At 65.2% G+C, this 18,849-nt stretch carries 17 protein-coding genes; 14 read left to right on the plus strand and 3 right to left on the minus strand.

All coding sequences use genetic code 11. The features are described from left to right. A partial coding sequence (locus ABWY06_RS25205) for an HDOD domain-containing protein (protein ID WP_353928333.1) occupies nucleotides 1-1,439 on the minus strand: 1,439 nt, incomplete at its 3' end. Between the two features lie 119 nt (nucleotides 1,440-1,558). On the opposite strand from ABWY06_RS25205, the gene motA reads away from it, so the two are divergent. Together motA and motB are read left to right on the plus strand one after the other, a co-directional pair. Then, on the plus strand, nucleotides 1,559-2,410 hold the full coding sequence (motA, locus tag ABWY06_RS25210) for a flagellar motor stator protein MotA (RefSeq protein ID WP_353928334.1): 852 nt from the start codon (nucleotides 1,559-1,561) through the stop codon (nucleotides 2,408-2,410). A gap of 5 nt (nucleotides 2,411-2,415) precedes the next feature. Next, nucleotides 2,416-3,432: a flagellar motor protein MotB gene (gene motB / locus ABWY06_RS25215; protein WP_353928335.1), complete on the plus strand. Its 1,017-nt coding sequence runs from the start codon at nucleotides 2,416-2,418 to the stop codon at nucleotides 3,430-3,432. A 42-nt stretch (nucleotides 3,433-3,474) separates the two neighbouring features. Here the strand turns inward: motB and rsgA are convergent, their stop codons facing one another. Next, nucleotides 3,475-4,506: a small ribosomal subunit biogenesis GTPase RsgA gene (rsgA, locus tag ABWY06_RS25220; protein WP_353928336.1), complete on the minus strand. Its 1,032-nt coding sequence runs from the start codon at nucleotides 4,504-4,506 to the stop codon at nucleotides 3,475-3,477. Nucleotides 4,507-4,690: 184 nt separating this feature from the next. Between rsgA and ABWY06_RS25225 the strand changes: the two genes are divergently transcribed. After that, a complete protein-coding gene (locus tag ABWY06_RS25225) occupies nucleotides 4,691-5,470 on the plus strand; it encodes a class I SAM-dependent methyltransferase (protein WP_353928337.1) in 780 nt (259 codons plus the stop codon). A gap of 84 nt (nucleotides 5,471-5,554) precedes the next feature. Beyond that, a complete protein-coding gene (orn, locus tag ABWY06_RS25230) occupies nucleotides 5,555-6,097 on the plus strand; it encodes an oligoribonuclease (protein ID WP_353928338.1) in 543 nt (180 codons plus the stop codon). On the opposite strand, the gene queG is transcribed toward orn, so the two are convergent. Continuing rightward, the gene (queG, locus tag ABWY06_RS25235) at nucleotides 6,087-7,175 is read right to left on the minus strand and encodes a tRNA epoxyqueuosine(34) reductase QueG (protein ID WP_353928339.1); all 1,089 of its coding nucleotides are present in this window, start codon (nucleotides 7,173-7,175) and stop codon (nucleotides 6,087-6,089) included. The genes orn and queG overlap by 11 nt on opposite strands. A gap of 57 nt (nucleotides 7,176-7,232) precedes the next feature. Between queG and ABWY06_RS25240 the strand changes: the two genes are divergently transcribed. The 10 genes from ABWY06_RS25240 to ABWY06_RS25285 all read left to right on the plus strand — a co-directional run bounded on the left by ABWY06_RS25240 (nucleotide 7,233) and on the right by ABWY06_RS25285 (nucleotide 18,833). Continuing rightward, entirely contained in the window at nucleotides 7,233-8,732 is a 1,500-nt protein-coding gene (locus ABWY06_RS25240) for an NAD(P)H-hydrate dehydratase (RefSeq protein WP_353928340.1), read from the plus strand. Next, entirely contained in the window at nucleotides 8,720-9,187 is a 468-nt protein-coding gene (gene tsaE, locus ABWY06_RS25245) for a tRNA (adenosine(37)-N6)-threonylcarbamoyltransferase complex ATPase subunit type 1 TsaE (protein WP_353928341.1), read from the plus strand. The genes ABWY06_RS25240 and tsaE overlap by 13 nt, the downstream gene beginning before the upstream one ends. A gap of 8 nt (nucleotides 9,188-9,195) precedes the next feature. Then, nucleotides 9,196-10,647, plus strand: coding sequence for an N-acetylmuramoyl-L-alanine amidase (locus ABWY06_RS25250; RefSeq protein WP_353928342.1), 1,452 nt, complete (start codon nucleotides 9,196-9,198; stop codon nucleotides 10,645-10,647). A gap of 7 nt (nucleotides 10,648-10,654) precedes the next feature. Beyond that, a complete protein-coding gene (gene mutL / locus ABWY06_RS25255) occupies nucleotides 10,655-12,529 on the plus strand; it encodes a DNA mismatch repair endonuclease MutL (RefSeq protein ID WP_353928343.1) in 1,875 nt (624 codons plus the stop codon). 65 nt (nucleotides 12,530-12,594) lie between these two features. Further along, nucleotides 12,595-13,566 carry a tRNA (adenosine(37)-N6)-dimethylallyltransferase MiaA gene (miaA, locus tag ABWY06_RS25260; RefSeq protein WP_353928344.1) on the plus strand — a complete coding sequence of 324 codons (972 nt, stop codon included), beginning with the start codon at nucleotides 12,595-12,597 and terminating at the stop codon, nucleotides 13,564-13,566. Nucleotides 13,567-13,661: 95 nt separating this feature from the next. After that, nucleotides 13,662-13,922: an RNA chaperone Hfq gene (gene hfq, locus ABWY06_RS25265; protein ID WP_119953568.1), complete on the plus strand. Its 261-nt coding sequence runs from the start codon at nucleotides 13,662-13,664 to the stop codon at nucleotides 13,920-13,922. A gap of 12 nt (nucleotides 13,923-13,934) precedes the next feature. After that, a complete protein-coding gene (gene hflX, locus ABWY06_RS25270; RefSeq protein ID WP_353928345.1) occupies nucleotides 13,935-15,236 on the plus strand; it encodes a ribosome rescue GTPase HflX in 1,302 nt (433 codons plus the stop codon). A gap of 97 nt (nucleotides 15,237-15,333) precedes the next feature. Beyond that, nucleotides 15,334-16,479 (plus strand): FtsH protease activity modulator HflK, encoded by a 1,146-nt coding sequence (hflK, locus tag ABWY06_RS25275; protein ID WP_353928346.1) that lies wholly within the window; start codon nucleotides 15,334-15,336, stop codon nucleotides 16,477-16,479. Continuing rightward, nucleotides 16,479-17,348: a protease modulator HflC gene (hflC, locus tag ABWY06_RS25280; protein ID WP_353928347.1), complete on the plus strand. Its 870-nt coding sequence runs from the start codon at nucleotides 16,479-16,481 to the stop codon at nucleotides 17,346-17,348. The genes hflK and hflC overlap by 1 nt, the downstream gene beginning before the upstream one ends. Nucleotides 17,349-17,645: 297 nt before the next feature. Next, nucleotides 17,646-18,833: an ATP phosphoribosyltransferase regulatory subunit gene (locus ABWY06_RS25285; RefSeq protein ID WP_353928348.1), complete on the plus strand. Its 1,188-nt coding sequence runs from the start codon at nucleotides 17,646-17,648 to the stop codon at nucleotides 18,831-18,833. Nucleotides 18,834-18,849 lie beyond the last annotated feature (16 nt).

An 18,849-nucleotide genomic window follows, 5' to 3' on the forward strand; every position in this document is an offset into this window, starting at 1 on the left:
AGCGGCGCGCCCTCCTGGTCGGCGATCAGCAGCATGACCACCCGTTCCTGGCCGGCCAGTGAGCGCAGGAGCAGGTGCTCGCCGGGAAACAGGGCCTTGAGCGAGCCGGGCAGCAGTGCCGAATACTGGGCGATATTGGCGGGTGTCAGGCGCAATTGCGTCGGTTGCTTGAGCAGGTGACGCAACACCTGGCTCTGGGCGGGGTCGAGCGCCAGGCGCGCCGCCTGAACAGGCAAACCCAGTGCTTGCTGCGCCTGCAGGCGGCTCTGGGCGCGGTCGGCCAGCAGGATCAGGCAGCGGCTGAAGCCGCATGCCTGCACGGCGTCGCGGGCGCAGAGGGTCAGTTGCAGCACGTTGGCGAAGGCGCTGGGCTCCTGCAGCAGTTGCGCGCACTGGCTGCGCCAGGCACTCAGGGTCACGGGGGGCGGTGCCGGAGTGGTGGCTTCTGTGGCCTGCAGGCGGCGCGCGCTCCACGGCCAGAGCAGGGCTTCGGCCGGGTGCCAGAGCCCGCCGCAAGCATGTTGTCGAGCGCTCTGGGCAGCCTGTTGGTGGATCAGCTGCTGTACTTCGGCCAGCGGCAGGTGAAGGTAGAGGCCTGTCAGGCGCTGCCAGCGCAGGCTGTGCGGGCTGTCCCAGGCGTGGTGCGCAGACAGCGCCAGGCCGTTGGCCAGCAGCACGGTGTTGCTTGGTTGGGTCAGCCAGCGCCGCAGCGGAGGATCATCGTCCAGCAGTTGCTGCTGATGCAGGGGATGCTCGTTGTCGCGGGCGATATGCAGGGCCTTGACCAGCAGGCGGCGGTCGTCGTTGAGCAGGCGATAGCCCTGGATGATCCACTCGGGAAAATGCCATTGCTCGGCGAGTGCCAGGCACAGCTTGAGCAGCGGCACCCCGAGCAGCTCGCGCTCGACCTTGGTCGCGGTCTCGCCATTGGCCAGCACCCGCTCCTCCCACGCGCTAAACAGCTCGGGCTGGCTGGCCACCAGCGGCCAGAGCGGCGCCAGGAACAGCAGGCTGCTCCAGTGGATCTCCTGCCACAGCCGCGCCAGACGCGCACCGAACAGGCCATTGGCCTGCTGGCTGGCGTGCTGGCTGATCAGTTGCAGCTGGCGCAGGGCCGGGGAAATACTGTCGGGGTCGACCGCGGGCAGGCGCGCCAGCAGTTCCTCGGCGCGCTTGAGGCCCAGGCGCGTCAGCGCCACTTCCAGGCTTTCGGCCGGTTCGCTGAGGCCGCCGGTCTTGCGGTTGACCTCGCGCATCACGCTCAAGGCCACCGCGGGGCTGTCCTGCATCAGCTCGGTAATATCACGCATCGAGTTACGGCTGTTACCCAGCGCATGACGCAGTCGTTCGTGCTGGCTGTTGGGGACGGGCAGGCGCACGCCATCGAGCAGCTTGAGCCAGGCGTCGAGGGTGCGCGGTGAGGGTTTTGCGGTCGCCATGGCGGAGTCAACCAAACTGGCTTTTAGCCGGAACTGGCTATAGTCTGGCGTATAAGCTCGGATAATTAGAAGGGTTGTTTTTCATAACCCGTATTACTGGCTCCAGCAAGCAGTCCCTTATGGTAAAAATCATCGGAATCATTATCGTGTTCGCCAGCGTGTTGGGCGGATTCGTCTTGTCTCACGGAAAGCTTGCGGCGCTATTCCAGCCGTTCGAGGTCCTGATTATCGGCGGTGCATCGCTCGGCGCCTTTTTACAGGCCAACACCGGCAGCACGTTCATGCACGTCTTCAAGCGTTCGCTGAAGATGTTCAGTACCCGCTTCACCCACACCTTTTACCTCGAGGTGCTGCGGCTGTTGTACGAAATCCTCAACAAGAGTCGCCGCGAGGGCATGATGGCCATCGAGGCCGATGTCGAGGATCCCGGCGCCAGCCCGATCTTCAGCAAGTACCCGGCCATCCTCAAGGACGAGCGGATGACGGCCTTTATCTGCGATTACCTGCGCATCATGTCGTCCGGCAACATGGCCCCCCATGAATTGGAGGGGCTGTTCGACATGGAGCTGACCAGCCTCAAGGAAGAATTGGAACACCCGGCCCACGCGGTGGCGCGGATTGCCGACGGCATGCCGGCGATGGGCATCGTCGCCGCGGTGCTGGGGATCGTGGTGACCATGGGCTTGCTGGGTTCGGTCGAGCAGAGCGAACTGGGCATGCACGTGGCCGCCGCGCTGGTCGGTACCTTTCTCGGAATCCTGGCCGCCTACGGCTTCTTCGGCCCCCTGGCCACCTGCCTGGAGCACGACGCCAAGGAAGAGCAGAACATCTTCGAGGCGATCAAGGCCTGCCTGGTGGCGTCGGCCTCCGGCATGCCACCGACCCTGGCCGTGGAGTTTGGCCGTAAGGTCCTGTTCTCGGCCCATCGGCCGAGTTTTAGCGAGCTCGAACAAGCCATGCGCGGCAGCTAAGCGCCATGGAGAACAATCAGCCGATCATCGTCAAGCGGGTCAAGAAGGTTGCCGGCGGCCATCACGGCGGCGCCTGGAAGATCGCCTTTGCCGACTTCGCTACCGCCATGATGGCGTTCTTTATGTTGCTGTGGCTGATGTCGTCGGCCACTCCGGAGCAGAAGCGCTTGATCTCCGGTTATTTTCAGGACCCCATCGGCTTTTCCGAAAGTGCCAGTCCCTATGTGATCGACCTGGGCGGCACGCCCACGCCAGCGCCGGACAATACCCTGAATCCGGAAATCAAGGACCCGGGCGAGGCCGAGGATGCTGCGGTCGACGCCGCCCAGGTTGAGACCCTGGCCGAACAGTTGGAGCGGGAACGCCTGGACCTGTTGCTGCAGGAGCTGCAGAACAAGGTCAACGAGAACCCCGAGTTGCAGAAGTTCAAGGACCAGATCCTGTTCGAGATCACCCAGGATGGCTTGCGCATTCAGATCATGGACGCAGAAAATCGGCCCATGTTCGACCTTGGCAGCGCCCGCTTGCAGCCCTATTTCGAAGATATCCTGCTGGCCATGTCCGACACCATCAAGGCGGTGCCGAACAAGATCAGCATCAGCGGCCACACCGACGCCAAGCCGTTCGCCGGGGCCGGCGATTTCGGCAACTGGGAGCTGTCTTCCGGGCGCGCCAACGCCGCGCGCCGCGCGCTGATCGCCGGCGGTTACCCGGATGATCAGGTAGCCCGGGTGGTCGGCTATGCGTCCTCGGCGCTGTTCGACCGCGAGGACCCCTTCAATCCGGTCAATCGCCGGATCGACATCATCGTGCTGACCAAAAAAGCCCAGCGCGATATCGAGGGTGAACAGGGCGATGGCGCTGACACGCCGCCGGCCGACGTGCCCGCCGCCAAACCGGGTGCGGCGGCCACGCCCACGCTGCCCGGCGCGACCGCGCCGCTGCAGCCCCCGGAACTGCGGGAAAAGCTGAATATCTTCGAAGATGGCGTATTGAAGCTGGACGACGCCAGCGGCCAATAGCGGTCCGATTGCTCTCGGCCGCTACCGCCCCCAGTGCGTTGATCAGTAGCCGCTGTCGCCCAGGCTGGCCAGGATATGGCGGTAGCTGTTCATTCGTTGCTGCTGAATACGCCCTTCCTCGAGCGCCTTGAGCAAGGCACAACCCGGTTCCCGGTCATGTTTGCAGTCACGGAAGCGGCAGCGGCCCAGGAGGTCGTCGAACTCGATAAAGCCGGCCTCGACGTCCTCGCGGCTGACGTGGCCCAGGCCAAACTCGCGAATGCCCGGCGAATCGATCAATTCACCGCCGCGGGGGAAGTGAAACAGGCGCGCGGTGGTGGTGGTGTGGGTGCCCTTGCCGGTCAGCTCGGACAGCGGGCCGACTCGGGTGTCGACTTCCGGCAGCAGGCTGTTGACCAGCGATGACTTGCCCACTCCGGACTGGCCGACGAACACGCTGACATGCCCGTCCAGTTGTGCCTGCAGCGCTTCCATGCCGCCGCCACCATGGGCCGAGACCTCGAGCAGGGGATAGCCGAGCTGGCGGTAGACCCCCAGCAGGGCTTCCAGCGCCACGGCGTTCTGCTCGTCGATCAGGTCCAGCTTGTTGAGCAGCAGCAAGGGGCGGATGCCGGCATGCTCGGCCGCCACCAGGTAGCGGTCGATCAGGTTGGCGTGCGGCTCGGGCAGGGGGGCGAAGACGATGACGATCAGGTCGACGTTGGCCGCCACCGGCTTGAGCACGCCGCGGCTGTCGGGCCGGCACAGTTCGGTGCTGCGCGGCAGCTGCGCGACGATGACGCCGATGCCCTGGTTGCCGGCGCGCCAGACCACCTGGTCACCGGTGACCAGCGCCGGCAGGTTGGCGCGCAGGTGGCAGCGGAACACCTGGCCGGCCAGCTCACCTTCCTGGGCTTCGACTTCGACCTGGACGCCGAAGTGGGCGATCACCAGGCCGGTTTGCTCCGGACCGAGGTCGCCGCCTTCAAGGGTCTCCAGGGTATGGGATTCGCGTTTGGCGGCGCGGGCGGCGCGCTCGCCCTGGATCTTTTCGATCCGCCAGTTTTGCCGGCGGTTGAGTTGGCGTTTGGCCATGGATGTTCCGAGTCGAGAGCGGCGAACGGGTCGCCAGAATGAGTCGGGCGAGTCTAGCACGCCCGCCCGGTCGGCCATGCGCTGCCTGACGCGAAGGGCCGTGCTGGTTACACTGCGCAACGGCCGGCGCAGGCCGGTGTTGCATGGAGGGTGGGGCAATGATGGTCTACCAGCGGGACGGGGCATGAGCCTCTGGAACGGGCGCCACCCCGCCGTGCTGGCGCTATTGGTGCAGCTCGGTGCGCTGCTGCTGGTGGGGCTGCTGCTGCGCGGCATGGCAGACGGGCTGTCGCTGCGCGGGCCGCTGTGGGCTTGGGCGCTGCTGCAGGGCGCGTTGGCAGCGGGCCTCGGGCATGTGGCTGGGCTGTCGCGCTGGTGGTTGCCGATCAATGCCCTGTTTGTACCCGGGCTGCTCTGGGTGGGCGGTCAGGACGTGCCGCCCGGGTGGCTGCTGGGGGCCTTTGTCGGACTGGCGCTGCTGAATTGGAACAGCCTGATCGAACGGGTACCGCTGTACCTGAGTGGGCGGCGGGTGCACCACCAGCTGGTGCAGTTGGCCAGGACCCAGCCCGCCGATTTTGCCTTCGTCGACCTGGGCTGCGGCTTTGCGGGTACCCTCTGCCAGTTGGCGAAAGCCTACCCCCAGGCACGGCTGGAAGGCTTCGAGACCGCGCCGCTGGTGTTCCTTATCGCCTGGTTGCGCTGCCTGCCGCGGCGCAACTGCAGGATCCGTTTCCGCAGCCTGTGGACGGCCAACCTCGGCGAGTTTGCCCTGGTCTATTGCTTCCTGTCCCCGGCCCCCATGCCGGCCTTATGGCGGAAGGCGCAAGCGCAGATGCGTGCAGGCGCGCTGCTGGTTAGCAACAGCTTCGAGGTGCCGGGCGAGCCGCCGGAGCAGATGATCGAGCTGCGGGACTGGCGGCGTTCACGGCTGCTGATCTGGCGGCCGGGCGGCGGCGACTGAGCGTCGGGACGGCGCGCGCTGCTGGCGATGTCATGGCCGCGGGCTTTTTTCGCTAAACTGCCGGCTTAAGCCAAGGAGCCCATCATGCAAAACCCGCAGAACCTGATCTGGATCGACCTGGAAATGACCGGGCTGGACCCGGACACCGATGTCATCATCGAGATGGCCACCTTGGTGACCGACAGCGACCTCAACCTGCTGGCCGAGGGGCCGGTCATCGCCGTGCACCAGAGCGATGCGCTGCTGGCGGGCATGGACGAGTGGAATACCCGCCAGCACGGTGGGTCCGGCTTGACCCAGCGGGTACGCGACAGTCGCATCAGCGCCGCGCAGGCGGAGGCACAAACCCTGGCCTTTCTCGAGCAATGGGTGCCCAAGGGCAAGTCGCCGATCTGCGGCAACAGCATCTGCCAGGACCGGCGCTTCCTCTACCGGCACATGCCGGCGCTGGAGGGCTACTTTCACTACCGCAACCTGGACGTCTCCACCCTCAAGGAACTTGCCGCGCGCTGGGCGCCCCAGGTGCGAGACAGCTTCAAGAAGGGTGGTAGCCACCTGGCGATGGACGATATCCGCGAGTCAGTGGCGGAACTGCGTCACTACCGCGAGCACTTTATCAAGGTCTAGCGGCCCCGCCCGTCGATGCCTGTGCATGGCGCTCCAGGGCCCAGGCCACGTGCTCGCGGACCAGCGCGGAGCTGTCCTCGCGGCGTTGCTGCAGGGCTTCGATGACCGGGATGGTCGAGGGGGCATTGCCCAGACCCACCGCCAGGTTACGTAGCCAGCGCTCGTAGCCGGCGCGCCGCAGCGGCGAGCCCTCGGTACGCGCCAGGAACTCGTCCTCGCTCCAGAGAAACAGGCTTGCCAGTTCCGCATTGTCCAGGCTGTGGCGGGGCTGGAAGTCCTGCTGGGCGGTGGGGCGGGCGAAGCGGTTCCAGGGGCAGACCAGCTGGCAATCGTCACAGCCGAACACCCGGTTGCCGATCAGCGGCCGCAGTTCCAGCGGAATCGGTCCCTTCAGCTCGATGGTCAGGTAGGAGATACAACGTCGCGCGTCGAGCACATAGGGGGCGACGAAGGCCGCGGTCGGACAAATGTCGAGGCAAGCGCGGCAGCGTCCGCAATGTTCGCGGTCTTGCGGCGGATCGACCGGCAGCGGCAGGTCGACGAACAATTCGCCGAGGAAAAAGTAACTGCCGGCCTTGCGGTTGAGCACCAGGGTGTTTTTGCCGATCCAGCCCAGCCCAGCCTGCTCGGCAACGGCTTTTTCCAGCACCGGGGCGCTGTCGACGAAGGCGCGATACCCAAAGGGGCCGATCTGCTGCTGGATCCGCTCTGCCAGTTGCTGCAGGCGTTTACGGATCAGCTTGTGGTAGTCGCGGCCCAGGGCGTAACGCGAGACATAGGCTTTTTCCGGATCGCCCAGGCGCTGTGCCATCAGGGTATCGGCGGGCAGGTAGTCCATGCGCAACGACACCACCCGCAAGGTGCCGGGTACCAGCTCCTCGGGGTGGGAACGTTTATGACCATGGGCGGCCATATAGTCCATCTCGCCCTGATAACCGGCGGCGAGCCAGCGCTCCAGGTGCTGCTCGTGTTCGCCCAGGTCCAGGCCGGCGATGCCGACCTGCTGAAAGCCCAGGTCGCGGCCCCAATCCTTGATCGATTGGGTGAGGGCGACGAGATCGAGCGCTGAAGCAGGCATGCAGAGGGAAACCGGGGCTGGGGTGGGTATAATTCTGCCAGACATCGGAGCCTACGCATGCTGCATTCTTTTTCTGCCCTGCCCACGACGCTCTACAGCGCGGCGCAGGTGCGTGCCCTGGATCTACGCTTGATCGCCGCAGGCACGCCGGGTTTCGCGTTGATGCAGCGGGCGGCGGATGCCGCCTGGCGTGCCGTGCGCCAGCGGTGGCCCGACGCCGGTCGCCTGAGCGTGCTGGCCGGCAGCGGCAATAACGCTGGCGACGGCTACCTGCTGGCGGCGCTGGCCCAGCGTTCCGGTTGGGCCGTGCAGGTCTGGGCGGTAGGCGAGCCGCAGCAGTTGCACGGCGATGCGGCCCTGGCCTTGGCCGAGGCGCAAGCCGCCGAGGTCAGGATCCTGCCTTGGTCCGGGTCGGCCGAGTTGCGGGGCGTGCTGGTCGATGCGCTGCTCGGCACCGGTCTCTCGGGCCCGGTGCGCGCGCCTTATGCCGCGGTTATCGAGCGGATCAATGCCGCCGGCTTGCCGGTGTTGGCGCTGGATATACCGTCCGGGCTCTGTGCCGATACCGGGCAGGTGCTGGGCGTTGCCGTCCAGGCCACGCTGACGCTGACCTTTATTGGTCTCAAGATCGGCCTGTTGACCGGTGAAGGACCGACATCGGTCGGTGAGTTGCTGTTCGACGACCTGCAGGCCGATGCTGTGCTGGTCGGGCAGAGTCCGTGGTCTGCATTGCGACTGGATCGGCCGAACCTGCCGGTACTGCCGCCGCGGCGACCCACCACGCACAAGGGGCAGTGCGGCCATGTGCTGGTGGTGGGGGGGGATCAGGGCTTGGGGGGCGCCGCGCTGCTGGCGGCGGAAAGCGCCTTGCGCGCTGGCGCCGGTCTGGTCTCGCTGGCCACCCGCGCTGAGCATGTGCTGGCGGCGTTGGCGCGACGGCCGGAAATCATGAGTGTCGGGGTGGCCTCGGCCAGCGCGTTGCGGCCACTGGTTGAGCGCGCCAGCGTGCTGGTGGTGGGGCCTGGGTTGGGGCAGGCTGCGTGGGGCCGCAGCCTGCTGTCGCTGGCGGCGGGGTGCCCTGTGCCACAGGTGTGGGATGCTGATGCATTGAACCTGCTGGCCCAGGGGGTGGTCACCCTGCCAGAAGGCTGCGTGCTCACGCCGCATCCGGCCGAGGCGGCGCGGTTGCTGGGCTTGACCACAGCGCAGGTGCAGGCTGACCGTCCGGCCATGGCGCGGGCGCTGGCTGCCCGGTTCCGGGCGGTGGTGGTGCTCAAGGGCGCCGGTACCCTGGTAGCCAGTCCGCAGGGCGACCTGGCGTTGTGCGATCATGGGCATCCCGCCATGGCCAGTGCCGGGCTCGGCGACGTGCTGGCCGGCCTGCTCGCTGCCCTGTTGGGGCAAGGCTTGTCGGGCTACGCCGCGGCGTGCCTGGGGGTCTGGTTGCATGCCTGCGCCGGTGAACGGCTCGCGGTTCAGGGGCGTGGCTTGCTGGCCAGCGAGTTGCCGCCGGTCATACGTCAATTGTTGGAGGACCATTCACCGTGTCTGAGTTGAGCCTGTACGCCGCGGATGAGGCCGCGATGCTCGCGCTGGGGGGGCTGATCGCCAAGGCCTGTGAGGGGGTGGGCACTATTCACTTGCTGGGCGACCTGGGGGCGGGCAAGACCACCTTGTCGCGCGGTATCATTCGGGGGCTGGGGCATGTCGGGGCAGTCAAGAGCCCGACTTTTACCCTGGTTGAACCCTACGAGCTGGACGAGCGTCGTGCTTACCATTTCGACCTGTACCGGCTCAGCGATCCGGAAGAGCTCGAATTCCTGGGGATTCGCGATTATTTCGCCGACCAGGCGCTGTGCCTGATCGAATGGCCGCAGCGCGGTGCGGGATTTTTGCCAAAGCCTGACCTGACCATTACCATATCGCCGCTAACAGGCGGCCGTTCGCTGTGCCTGACGCCCAGCAGTGCGCGCGGCGATGCCTGGTGCGCGCTCTTGGCCAATGCAGGATGAATCATAGAATGGGGTTGGCTATGCGCATCAGCGCGCTGGTAAGCGGTGTGTTTTGGGCGGTGGTGGCCGCTGATCTGTACGCCGCTTCGGATGTGCGCGGGGTGCGGCTGTGGCGCGCACCGGACAACACGCGCCTGGTGTTCGACCTGTCGGGGCCGGTGCAGCACAGTGTGTTCACCCTCACCTCGCCCAATCGCCTGGTGATCGATGTCAGCAACGCGCACCTGGCGACCACCTTCAGCGCGCTGTCGCTGAGCAATACCCCAATTACCTCGGTGCGCGCGGCCCAGCGTTCTCCCAGCGAGTTGCGCCTGGTCATCGACTTGTCGGCGGCGGTCACGCCGAAAAGCTTCAGCCTGGCACCCAACCAGCAGTATGGCCATCGCCTGGTGGTCGACCTGTTCGACCAGGCAGCGGACGCCGCGCCCAGTATCTCGCCGAGTGTCACCGCCGGCGTGCCCAACGTGCCCAGTACCCCGGTGCCGGTGGTGCCGCCGACCACGCCCAGCCAGCCATCGATGCCCTTGCCGCCGGTGCCCAATGGCAAGCGCGCGATTGTGATCGCCATCGATGCCGGGCATGGTGGCGAGGACCCGGGGGCGATCGGACCCAATAAAAGCCAGTACGAAAAGAACGTGACCCTGGCCATTGCCAAGGAATTACAGCGGCAAATCAATGGGGAAAAAGGCTTCCGCGCCGAGCTGGTGCGCACCGGCGATTATTTTATCCCGCTGCGCAAACGCACCGAGATCGCGCGCAAGAAGGGCGCGGACTTGTTCGTCTCCATCCACGCCGATGCGGCGCCGCGGGCCCAGGCGTTCGGCGCCTCGGTCTACGCCTTGTCCGATCGCGGCGCGACGTCGGAGACTGCGCGCTGGCTGGCCGACAGCGAAAACCAGTCGGACCTGATCGGTGGGGCGGGTAACGTCAGCCTGGACGACAAGGACCGGATGCTGGCCGGGGTGTTGCTGGACCTGTCGATGACTGCTTCGCTGTCGTCCAGTCTGAACATTGGTCAGAAAGTCCTGAGCAACCTCGGGCGGATCACCCCGCTGCATAAGCAGCGGGTGGAACAGGCTGGTTTCATGGTGCTCAAGTCACCGGACATCCCTTCGATCCTGGTGGAGACCGGCTTTATTTCCAACCCCAACGAGGCGAAGAAGTTGGGCAGCGCCAGCCACCAGCAAGCCCTGGCGCGTTCGATTCACAGCGGCGTTCGGCAGTTTTTCCAGCAGAACCCGCCGCCGGGCACTTACATCGCCTGGTTGCGCGACGAAGGCAAGCTGGCCCCCGGGCCGCGTGAGCACCGGGTCAGCTCCGGGGAGAGCCTGGCGATGATCGCGGAGCGTTACCAAGTCAGCCTGGTCGCGCTGCGCACGGCCAACAACCTCAAGAACGACGGCCTGAAGGTCGGCCAGAACCTGGATATCCCGCCGACTGCGTTGGCGGTGCAGCCATGAGCCGGTCATGAGCGAACCCGTGCGTATCCAACTGCTGAGCCCGCGCCTGGCGAACCAGATCGCTGCTGGCGAGGTGGTCGAGCGACCGGCCTCGGTGATCAAGGAGCTCTTGGAAAACAGTCTGGACTCCGGGGCCCGACGCATCGAGGTGGACGTCGAGCAAGGCGGCGTGAAACTGCTGCGGGTGCGTGATGATGGCAGCGGTATCGCCGCCGATGACCTGCCCTTGGCGCTGGCGCGGCATGCCACCAGCAAGATCCGCGAGCTGGAAGACCTCGAACAGGTGCTCAGCCTGGGCTTCCGTGGCGAGGCCCTGGCCTCGATCAGTTCGGTGGCGCGCCTGACCCTGACCTCGCGCACCGCTGCTGCCGAACAGGCCTGGCAGGTGGAGACCGAGGGACGCGACATGGCACCACGGGTGCAGCCGGCGGCGCACCCCGTGGGCACCTCGGTGGAGGTGCGCGACCTGTTCTTCAACACCCCGGCGCGGCGTAAATTCCTCAAGGCCGAGAAAACCGAATTCGATCACCTGCAAGAGGTGATCAAGCGCCTGGCGTTGGCACGTTTCGACGTGGCGTTTCACCTGCGCCACAACGGCAAGAGCGTGCTGACGCTGCACGAGGCGCCGGATGACGTCGGGCGGGCGCGGCGGGTGGCGGCCGTCTGCGGGGCGGCGTTTTTGGAGCAGGCGTTGCCACTGGAAATCGAACGCAATGGCTTGCACCTGTGGGGCTGGGTGGGGTTGCCGACTTTTTCCCGGGCCCAGGCCGACCTGCAGTACTTTTATGTGAATGGCCGCATGGTGCGCGACAAGCTGGTGGCCCATGCGGTGCGCCAGGCGTACCGCGACGTGCTGTTCAATGGGCGGCACCCGACCTTCGTGCTGTTTTTGGAAATCGATCCGGCGGTGGTCGACGTCAACGTGCACCCCACCAAGCACGAGGTGCGTTTTCGCGATGGGCGCATGGTGCATGATTTCCTCTACGGCACCCTGCACCGGGCGCTGGGCGAGGTGCGTCCGGAGGATCAGCTGGCGGCACCGGCACCGGCGCCGCTGACCGCGGTCATGCGCCCCAGCGGCCTGGCAGCGGGCGAGTTCGGTCCGCAGAATGAGATGAGCCTGGCGGCCAATGTGCTCGAGCGCACCCCGAGCGAGTCGCTCTGGCGTTCGCCGGGTGCCGGCTACCAGGCGCCGCGGCCGATGCCGCCAGCGGCCGAAGCCGGCAGTGCCTACCGGGAGTTTTTCGCGCCGCTGGCGCCGGTCTCGGCGGCCGCGCTGGCGGACGGCCAGCAGGACGTCCCACCCCTGGGCTATGCCCTGGCACAGCTCAAGGGTGTCTATATCCTCGCCGAGAACAGCCACGGCCTGGTGCTGGTGGACATGCACGCCGCCCATGAGCGGATCATGTACGAGCGCCTGAAAATCGCCATGGCCAGCGAAGGGTTGAGTGGTCAGCCGCTGCTGGTGCCCGAATCCATCGCCGTCAGCCAGCGCGAGGCCGACTGCGCCGAGGAACATGGGGCCTGGTTCCAGAAGCTGGGCTTCGAGCTGCAGCGCCTGGGGCCGGAAAGCCTGGCGATCCGGCAGATACCGGCCTTGCTCAAGCAGGCCGAAGCCACCCAGCTGGTGCACGATGTGTTGGCCGACTTGATGGAATATGGCACCAGCGATCGTATCCAGGCGCACCTTAACGAGTTGCTCGGCACCATGGCGTGTCACGGCGCGGTGCGCGCCAACCGGCGCCTGACCTTGCCGGAAATGAACGGTTTGCTGCGCGACATGGAGCAGACCGAGCGTAGCGGCCAATGCAACCATGGTCGGCCTACCTGGACCCAACTGGGCCTGGACGATCTGGACAAGCTGTTCCTGCGCGGGCGCTGAAGCCTCCTTTTTTTGCGGGAGTCGTGGTCGATCGCGGCATTCCCGTTGCCAGTGGTGAACCATCGATGACCCGCCTGCCTCCCGCCATTTTCCTGATGGGCCCCACCGCCTCCGGCAAGACCGACCTGGCCTTGGCGCTGGCCCGCGACCTGCCGTGCGAGCTGATCAGTGTCGACTCGGCACTGATCTACCGGGGCATGGACATCGGCACGGCCAAGCCCAGCCCTGAGCAGCTGGCGGCGTTCCCCCATCACCTGGTGGACATTCGTGACCCGGTCGAGGCCTATTCGGCGGCACAGTTCCGCAGTGAGGCGTTGCTGGCCATGGCCGACATTACTGCGCGCGGGCGGATTCCATTGCTGGTCGGCGGCACCATGTTGTATTTCAAGACGTTGCTGGAAGGCTTGGCACCGATGCCCAGCGCCGACCCCCAGGTGCGTGACGAGTTGGAGGCCTGGGCGGCGCGAGACGGCTGGCTGGCGCTGCACCAGGAACTGGCGCGGGTCGATCCGGAGTCCGCTGCGCGTATTCATCCCAACGATCCGCAGCGTCTATCCCGTGCCCTGGAGGTGTTTCGGGTGAGCGGAGTGACGATGACCGCACATCGCCAGCAACAAGCCTTGCAACAGGGCGTTGCCGAGGCCTCGGGCGCGGCGGGGCTGCCCTATACTGTGGCGCAGTTGGCGATTGCACCGCTTGAGCGTGCTGTGCTGCACCGTCGTATCGCCCAGCGATTCGAGCTGATGCTGGAACAGGGGTTCGTGGAGGAGGTCCAAGCGCTGCGTGCGCGAAGTGACTTGCATCCGGGATTGCCGTCTATACGGGCGGTGGGCTATCGCCAGGTCTGGGATTATCTGGAAGGACGGCTGGAGCGAGCCGAGATGGTGGAGCGGGGTGTTATCGCCACGCGCCAGCTCGCCAAGCGTCAATTCACCTGGTTGCGCGGTTGGAACGACCTGCAGTGGCTCGACAGCCTTGCTTGCGACAATCTGCCGCGCGCCTTGAAATACCTGAAAGCGGTCTCCATATTGACCTGAGCCATTGCGAGTAGCCGTCTATCCTTGGGGGTGGGGCGGTCATAGTCTTTTAATACTAAAACTACGGATCTTTGATCCACAAAGGAGTGCGGCACATGTCAAAAGGGCATTCGCTACAAGACCCTTACCTCAATACCCTGCGTAAGGAACGCGTTCCGGTTTCCATCTACTTGGTCAATGGCATCAAGTTGCAGGGCCAGATCGAATCCTTCGACCAATTTGTCATCCTGCTGAAGAACACCGTCAGCCAGATGGTCTACAAACACGCCATTTCCACTGTGGTGCCCAGTCGTCCAGTGCGCCTGCCAAGTGCGACCGAGGGTGAACAAGCCGAAGTCGAGCCGGGTAACGCCTGATAGGAGTCTGCCTTGTTCTTTGAGCGCCACGAAGGGGGGGAGCGTGCGGTCCTGGTTCACCTGGACGGCCAGGATCCCGAGGCGCGCGAGGATCCACAGGAATTTCAGGAACTGGCGATCTCCGCCGGCGCCGAAACTGTGGCTTTTATCAGCGTGCCGCGGCACAGGCCCACGGCCAAGTATCTGATCGGCAGTGGCAAGGTCGAGGAGTTGCGCGACCTGGTCAAGGCCGAGCATATCGACCTGGTTATTTTCAACCATACCCTTACGCCCAGCCAGGAACGTAACCTGGAGCGCGCCTTCGAGTGCCGCGTCCTGGACCGTACCGGCCTGATTCTGGATATTTTTGCCCAGCGCGCGCGTACCCATGAAGGCAAGTTGCAGGTCGAACTGGCTCAGTTGGATCACCTGAGTACCCGTCTGGTGCGGGGCTGGACCCACTTGGAACGCCAGGGTGGCGGTATCGGCCTGCGCGGCCCTGGTGAGACCCAGTTGGAAACCGACCGGCGTTTGTTGCGGGTGCGTATGGGCCAGCTCAAGAGCCGTTTGGCGAAGGTGCGCAGTCAGCGCCAGCAGGCCCGGCGGGGGCGTCAGCGCGCCGATATCCCCTCGGTCTCGTTGGTGGGCTATACCAACGCCGGTAAATCGACCCTGTTCAACGCGCTGACCAATTCCGACGTCTATGCCGCCGACCAGCTCTTCGCGACCCTGGACCCGACCTTGCGCCGGTTGCAGCTCGACGACTTGGGGCCGATCGTGTTGGCCGACACCGTGGGCTTTATCCGTCACCTGCCGCACAAACTGGTCGAGGCGTTTCGTTCCACGCTCGAAGAATCCAGCAATTCCGACCTGCTGATCCATATCATCGATGCTCATGAGCCCGAGCGCAAAGAGCAGATCGAACAGGTCATGGCGGTGTTGCAGGAGATCGGTGCGGAGGGCCTGCCACTGCTCGAGGTGTATAACAAGATCGATTTGCTCGAGGGCGTCGAGCCTCAGATCCAGCGCGATGGCGACGGTAAGCCGCAGCGCGTGTGGGTCTCGGCCCGCGATGGGCGAGGCCTCGATCTGCTGCGCCAGGCGGTGGCCGAGTTGCTCGGCGATGACTTGTTCGTCGGCACCCTGCGCCTGCCGCAGGCCTTGGGTCGCTTGCGGGCGCAGTTCTTCGCCCTGGGGGCCGTGCAGAGCGAGGCGCACGACGAGGAGGGTGGTAGTCTGTTGGCGCTGCGGGTGCCTCGGGTCGAGCTGAATCGCCTGGTAAGCCGGGAGGGCTGGGAACCGCTGGACTTTCTCGCTCAACACACTTTGCAATAAAGCCTGCAACGGCGGCTTTGCCGCTGAGAGCGGGCATTCTGTAGCATTGGCGGGCGTGCCGTGGGTGCGTCTTTGCTTTTTCAGTATGGAGAGCGCTATGGCTTGGAATGAGCCGGGTGGCAACTCGAACAACCAGGATCCTTGGGGTGGACGCCGTGGTGGCGATCGCAAGGGGCCGCCGGATCTCGACGAAGCCTTCCGCAAGCTGCAAGAAAGCCTTGGCGGGCTGTTCGGTGGCGGTAACAAACGCAGCACCAGTGATGGCTCCGGTGGGGGTGGCTTGGTGTTCGGCATCGCCCTGGCGCTGCTGTCGCTGGTGTGGTTGTACAGTTCGGTGTACGTGGTCGACGAGCAGGAGCAGGCCGTGGTGCTGCGCTTCGGCAAGTACCATGAAACGGTCGGGCCGGGATTGAATATCTATTTTCCGCCCTTCGATCGTAAGTACCAGGAAAACGTTACGGCCGAGCGTGCTTACACCAGTAAAGGGCAGATGCTCACCGAAGACGAAAATATCATCGAGGTGCCGCTGACGGTGCAGTACAAGATCAGCAACCTGCAGGACTTCGTATTGAACGTGAATCAGCCGGAGACCAGCCTCGAGCACGCCACCGACAGCGCCGTACGTCACGTGGTGGGGTCCACCGAGATGGACCAGGTGCTGACCGAGGGTCGCGAACTGATGGCCAGCGAGGTCAAGGAGCGCCTGCAGCGTTTCCTCGACAATTACCGTACCGGTATCAGCGTGACGCAGGTCAACCTGCAGAGCGCTGCCGCGCCGCGCGAGGTTCAGGAAGCCTTCGATGACGTGATTCGCGCCCGTGAAGACGAGCAGCGTGAGCGCAACATGGCTGAAACCTATGCCAACGGTGTGGTGCCCGAGGCGCGTGGGCAGGCACAGCGGCTGTTGGAAGACGCCAGTGGCTATCGCGATGAGGTGGTATCCCGCGCCACGGGTGAGGCCAACCGCTTCACCAAGTTGGTGGCTGAGTACCGCAAGGCGCCCGAGGTGACCCGTGAGCGCCTGTATCTGGACACCATGCAGGAGCTGATGAGCAATACCAGCAAGGTGCTGGTGACCGGCGACAAGGGGCAGAACAACCTGCTGTACCTGCCGCTGGACAAGATGATCGACAGCCGTGGCGGCGTATTGCCCGGCACCGCCGGTGCCGCTGCCAGTGCTGAGCTGGGCGCGCGGGCAGGGGCTGATATGCCGCGCGACCCACGTGCCCGGGAGAGCCGTTGATGAGCAATAAAGCACTGATGGCCTTGATTGTCGGCGTGGTGTTGGCGCTGGTGGCCTGGAACAGCTTCTATATCGTCGCGCAAACCGAGCGGGGGGTACTGTTGCAATTCGGCCGCATTGTCCAGGCGGACTTAAAGCCGGGCCTGCACATCAAGGTGCCTTATGTGAACCAGGTGCATAAGTTCGATGCGCGCCTGATGACCCTGGACTCCTCGACCTCGCGCTTCCTGACACTGGAAAAGAAAGCGCTGATGGTCGATGCCTACGCCAAGTGGCGGGTCCTGGACGCCGAGCGTTTCTACACCTCCACCTCGGGCCTCAAGCAAACCGCCGATGACCGGCTCTCCCGGCGTCTGGAAGCCGCGCTGCGCGACCAGTTTGGCAAGCGTACCTTGCACGAGTCGGTGTCCGGTGAGCGCGATGCCTTGATGGCGGATGTCACTGCCGCGTTGAACAAGGCGGCCCAGCGTGAGCTGGGGATCGAGGTCGTGGACGTGCGCGTCAAGGCCATGGACCTGCCGAAGGAAGTTAACCTCAGCGTGTTCGAGCGGATGGGCTCCGAGCGGGCGCGTGAGGCGCGCGAGCACCGGGCCAAGGGCAAGGAGTTGGCCGAAGGTATTCGCGCCGACGCCGATCGTCAGCGTCGTGTGCTGCTGGCGGAGGCCTATCGCGAGGCGGAGGAAACTCGCGGTGACGGCGATGCCAAGGCGTCCGCCATCTATGCGAATGCCTATGGGCTGGATCAGGAGTTCTACTCCTTTTACCGCAGCCTGAAGGCCTACCGCGACAGCTTTGCCGACAAGCGCGACGTGCTGGTGCTGGATCCGGGCAGCGATTTCTTCCGTTACCTGGAAAAATCCAAGCCCTGAGACGCCGCCCGGCGTACGCCTGCCGTACGCCGGGTGACCGATCGAGGAAACGTGTTATCCTAGGTCAGCCGGGAAATTCCCGGCTTTTTTGCGTCTGCGGGAAGGCGCTTGCAGGACCCGGCCTCAGGGCTGGCGCCTGTTCTGCCGGTGGCCGCGTCAAGGGCGCGCCCCGTTGACGCAGTTGATGCCCTGGCCCCGGGCCAGGGCGCTGCCGGGCCGGCCAGTCGGCTGGCGCGCGATTTTCAGCATGGGCTTTACTGAAGGCTCGCCGCCCGGCTCAAGAGGGGAAAGGCAAAGATGGCTAGGGTAGACCGCTGGCTGCTGCCAGATGGCATAGAAGAAGTGCTGCCGCCCGAAGCGGCCCGAATCGAAACCGCGCGGCGTCAGGTTCTTGACCTGTTCTTGCGTTGGGGCTACGAGTTCGTCGTGACCCCGCATATCGAATACCTCGAGTCCTTGCTGACCGGTGCCGGTCAGGATCTGGACCTGCGCACCTTCAAGGTGATCGATCCGCAGACGGGCCGGCAAATGGGCTTTCGTGCCGATATCACACCTCAGGTGGCACGTATCGACGCGCATACCCTGCGCCGCGAAGGGCCCAGTCGCCTGTGTTATGCCGGCAGCGTGCTGCATGCGCAGCCCCGTGCCTTGAGCACGTCGCGCAGCCCGATCCAGCTGGGTGCGGAGTTGTATGGCGACGCCAGTCCGGCCAGCGACGTGGAGGTCATCAGCCTGCTGCTGGAGACCCTCGAGTTGGCCCAGGTGCCGGAGGTGCACGTCGACCTGGGGCATGTCGGCATCTATCGCGGCCTGGCCCGCGCGGCGGGCCTCTCAGGCGAGGTCGAGCAGCAGCTGTTCGATGCGCTGCAACGCAAAGCCGTTGATGAAGTGGCGCAGCTGACCGCAACGTTGCCTGCGGGTTTGGCGCGGATGTTGCGGGCGCTGGCCGAGCTCTGTGGTGATCGCGATGTGCTGGACCTGGCCCAGGCCTGCCTGGTGGAGGCACCGGAGGAGGTGCATGCCGCGCTGGATGACCTGATGGCCATTGCCGACACCCTCAGCCTGCGTTACCCGGAGGTGCCGCTGTATTTCGACCTCGGCGAATTGCGCGGCTATCACTACCACACCGGTGTGGTGTTCGCCGCATTCGTGCCCGGGGTCGGTCAGGCGATCGCCCAGGGTGGGCGTTACGACGACATCGGTGCCGATTTTGGCCGGGCGCGGCCGGCGACTGGTTTTTCCACGGACCTCAAGACGCTGGTGACCCTGGGGCAAATGCCACCCGAGGCCGCTCCCGGTGGGATCTGGGCGCCGGACAGCCATGATGCCTCTCTGTGGCGGGTTGTCCAACGCCTGCGTGGGGAGTTCGAACGTGTGGTCCAGGCCTTGCCTGGACAAGAGGTGGCGGCTGCCGCCGAGGCCGGTTGCGATCGCCAGCTGCTGCTGCGCGACGGTCGCTGGCAGGTTGTGTCGCTGGTTTCTTAAGTTTCCCGCCGGCGCC

It is taken from the genome of Pseudomonas sp. (genome assembly GCF_040514055.1).
Taxonomy (GTDB): Bacteria; Pseudomonadota; Gammaproteobacteria; order Pseudomonadales; family Pseudomonadaceae; genus Aquipseudomonas.

Coding starts and splice junctions, on each gene's coding strand:
- queG (WP_353928339.1), bottom strand. CDS start 7,175: ATGCCTGCTTCAGCGCTCGATCTCGTCGCCCTCACCCAATCGATCAAG.
- ABWY06_RS25240 (WP_353928340.1), top strand. CDS start 7,233: ATGCTGCATTCTTTTTCTGCCCTGCCCACGACGCTCTACAGCGCGGCG.
- hflK (WP_353928346.1), top strand. CDS start 15,334: ATGGCTTGGAATGAGCCGGGTGGCAACTCGAACAACCAGGATCCTTGG.
- motA (WP_353928334.1), top strand. CDS start 1,559: ATGGTAAAAATCATCGGAATCATTATCGTGTTCGCCAGCGTGTTGGGC.
- ABWY06_RS25250 (WP_353928342.1), top strand. CDS start 9,196: ATGGGGTTGGCTATGCGCATCAGCGCGCTGGTAAGCGGTGTGTTTTGG.
- mutL (WP_353928343.1), top strand. CDS start 10,655: ATGAGCGAACCCGTGCGTATCCAACTGCTGAGCCCGCGCCTGGCGAAC.
- orn (WP_353928338.1), top strand. CDS start 5,555: ATGCAAAACCCGCAGAACCTGATCTGGATCGACCTGGAAATGACCGGG.
- rsgA (WP_353928336.1), bottom strand. CDS start 4,506: ATGGCCAAACGCCAACTCAACCGCCGGCAAAACTGGCGGATCGAAAAG.
- hflC (WP_353928347.1), top strand. CDS start 16,479: ATGAGCAATAAAGCACTGATGGCCTTGATTGTCGGCGTGGTGTTGGCG.
- motB (WP_353928335.1), top strand. CDS start 2,416: ATGGAGAACAATCAGCCGATCATCGTCAAGCGGGTCAAGAAGGTTGCC.
- ABWY06_RS25225 (WP_353928337.1), top strand. CDS start 4,691: ATGAGCCTCTGGAACGGGCGCCACCCCGCCGTGCTGGCGCTATTGGTG.
- ABWY06_RS25285 (WP_353928348.1), top strand. CDS start 17,646: ATGGCTAGGGTAGACCGCTGGCTGCTGCCAGATGGCATAGAAGAAGTG.
- miaA (WP_353928344.1), top strand. CDS start 12,595: ATGACCCGCCTGCCTCCCGCCATTTTCCTGATGGGCCCCACCGCCTCC.
- hfq (WP_119953568.1), top strand. CDS start 13,662: ATGTCAAAAGGGCATTCGCTACAAGACCCTTACCTCAATACCCTGCGT.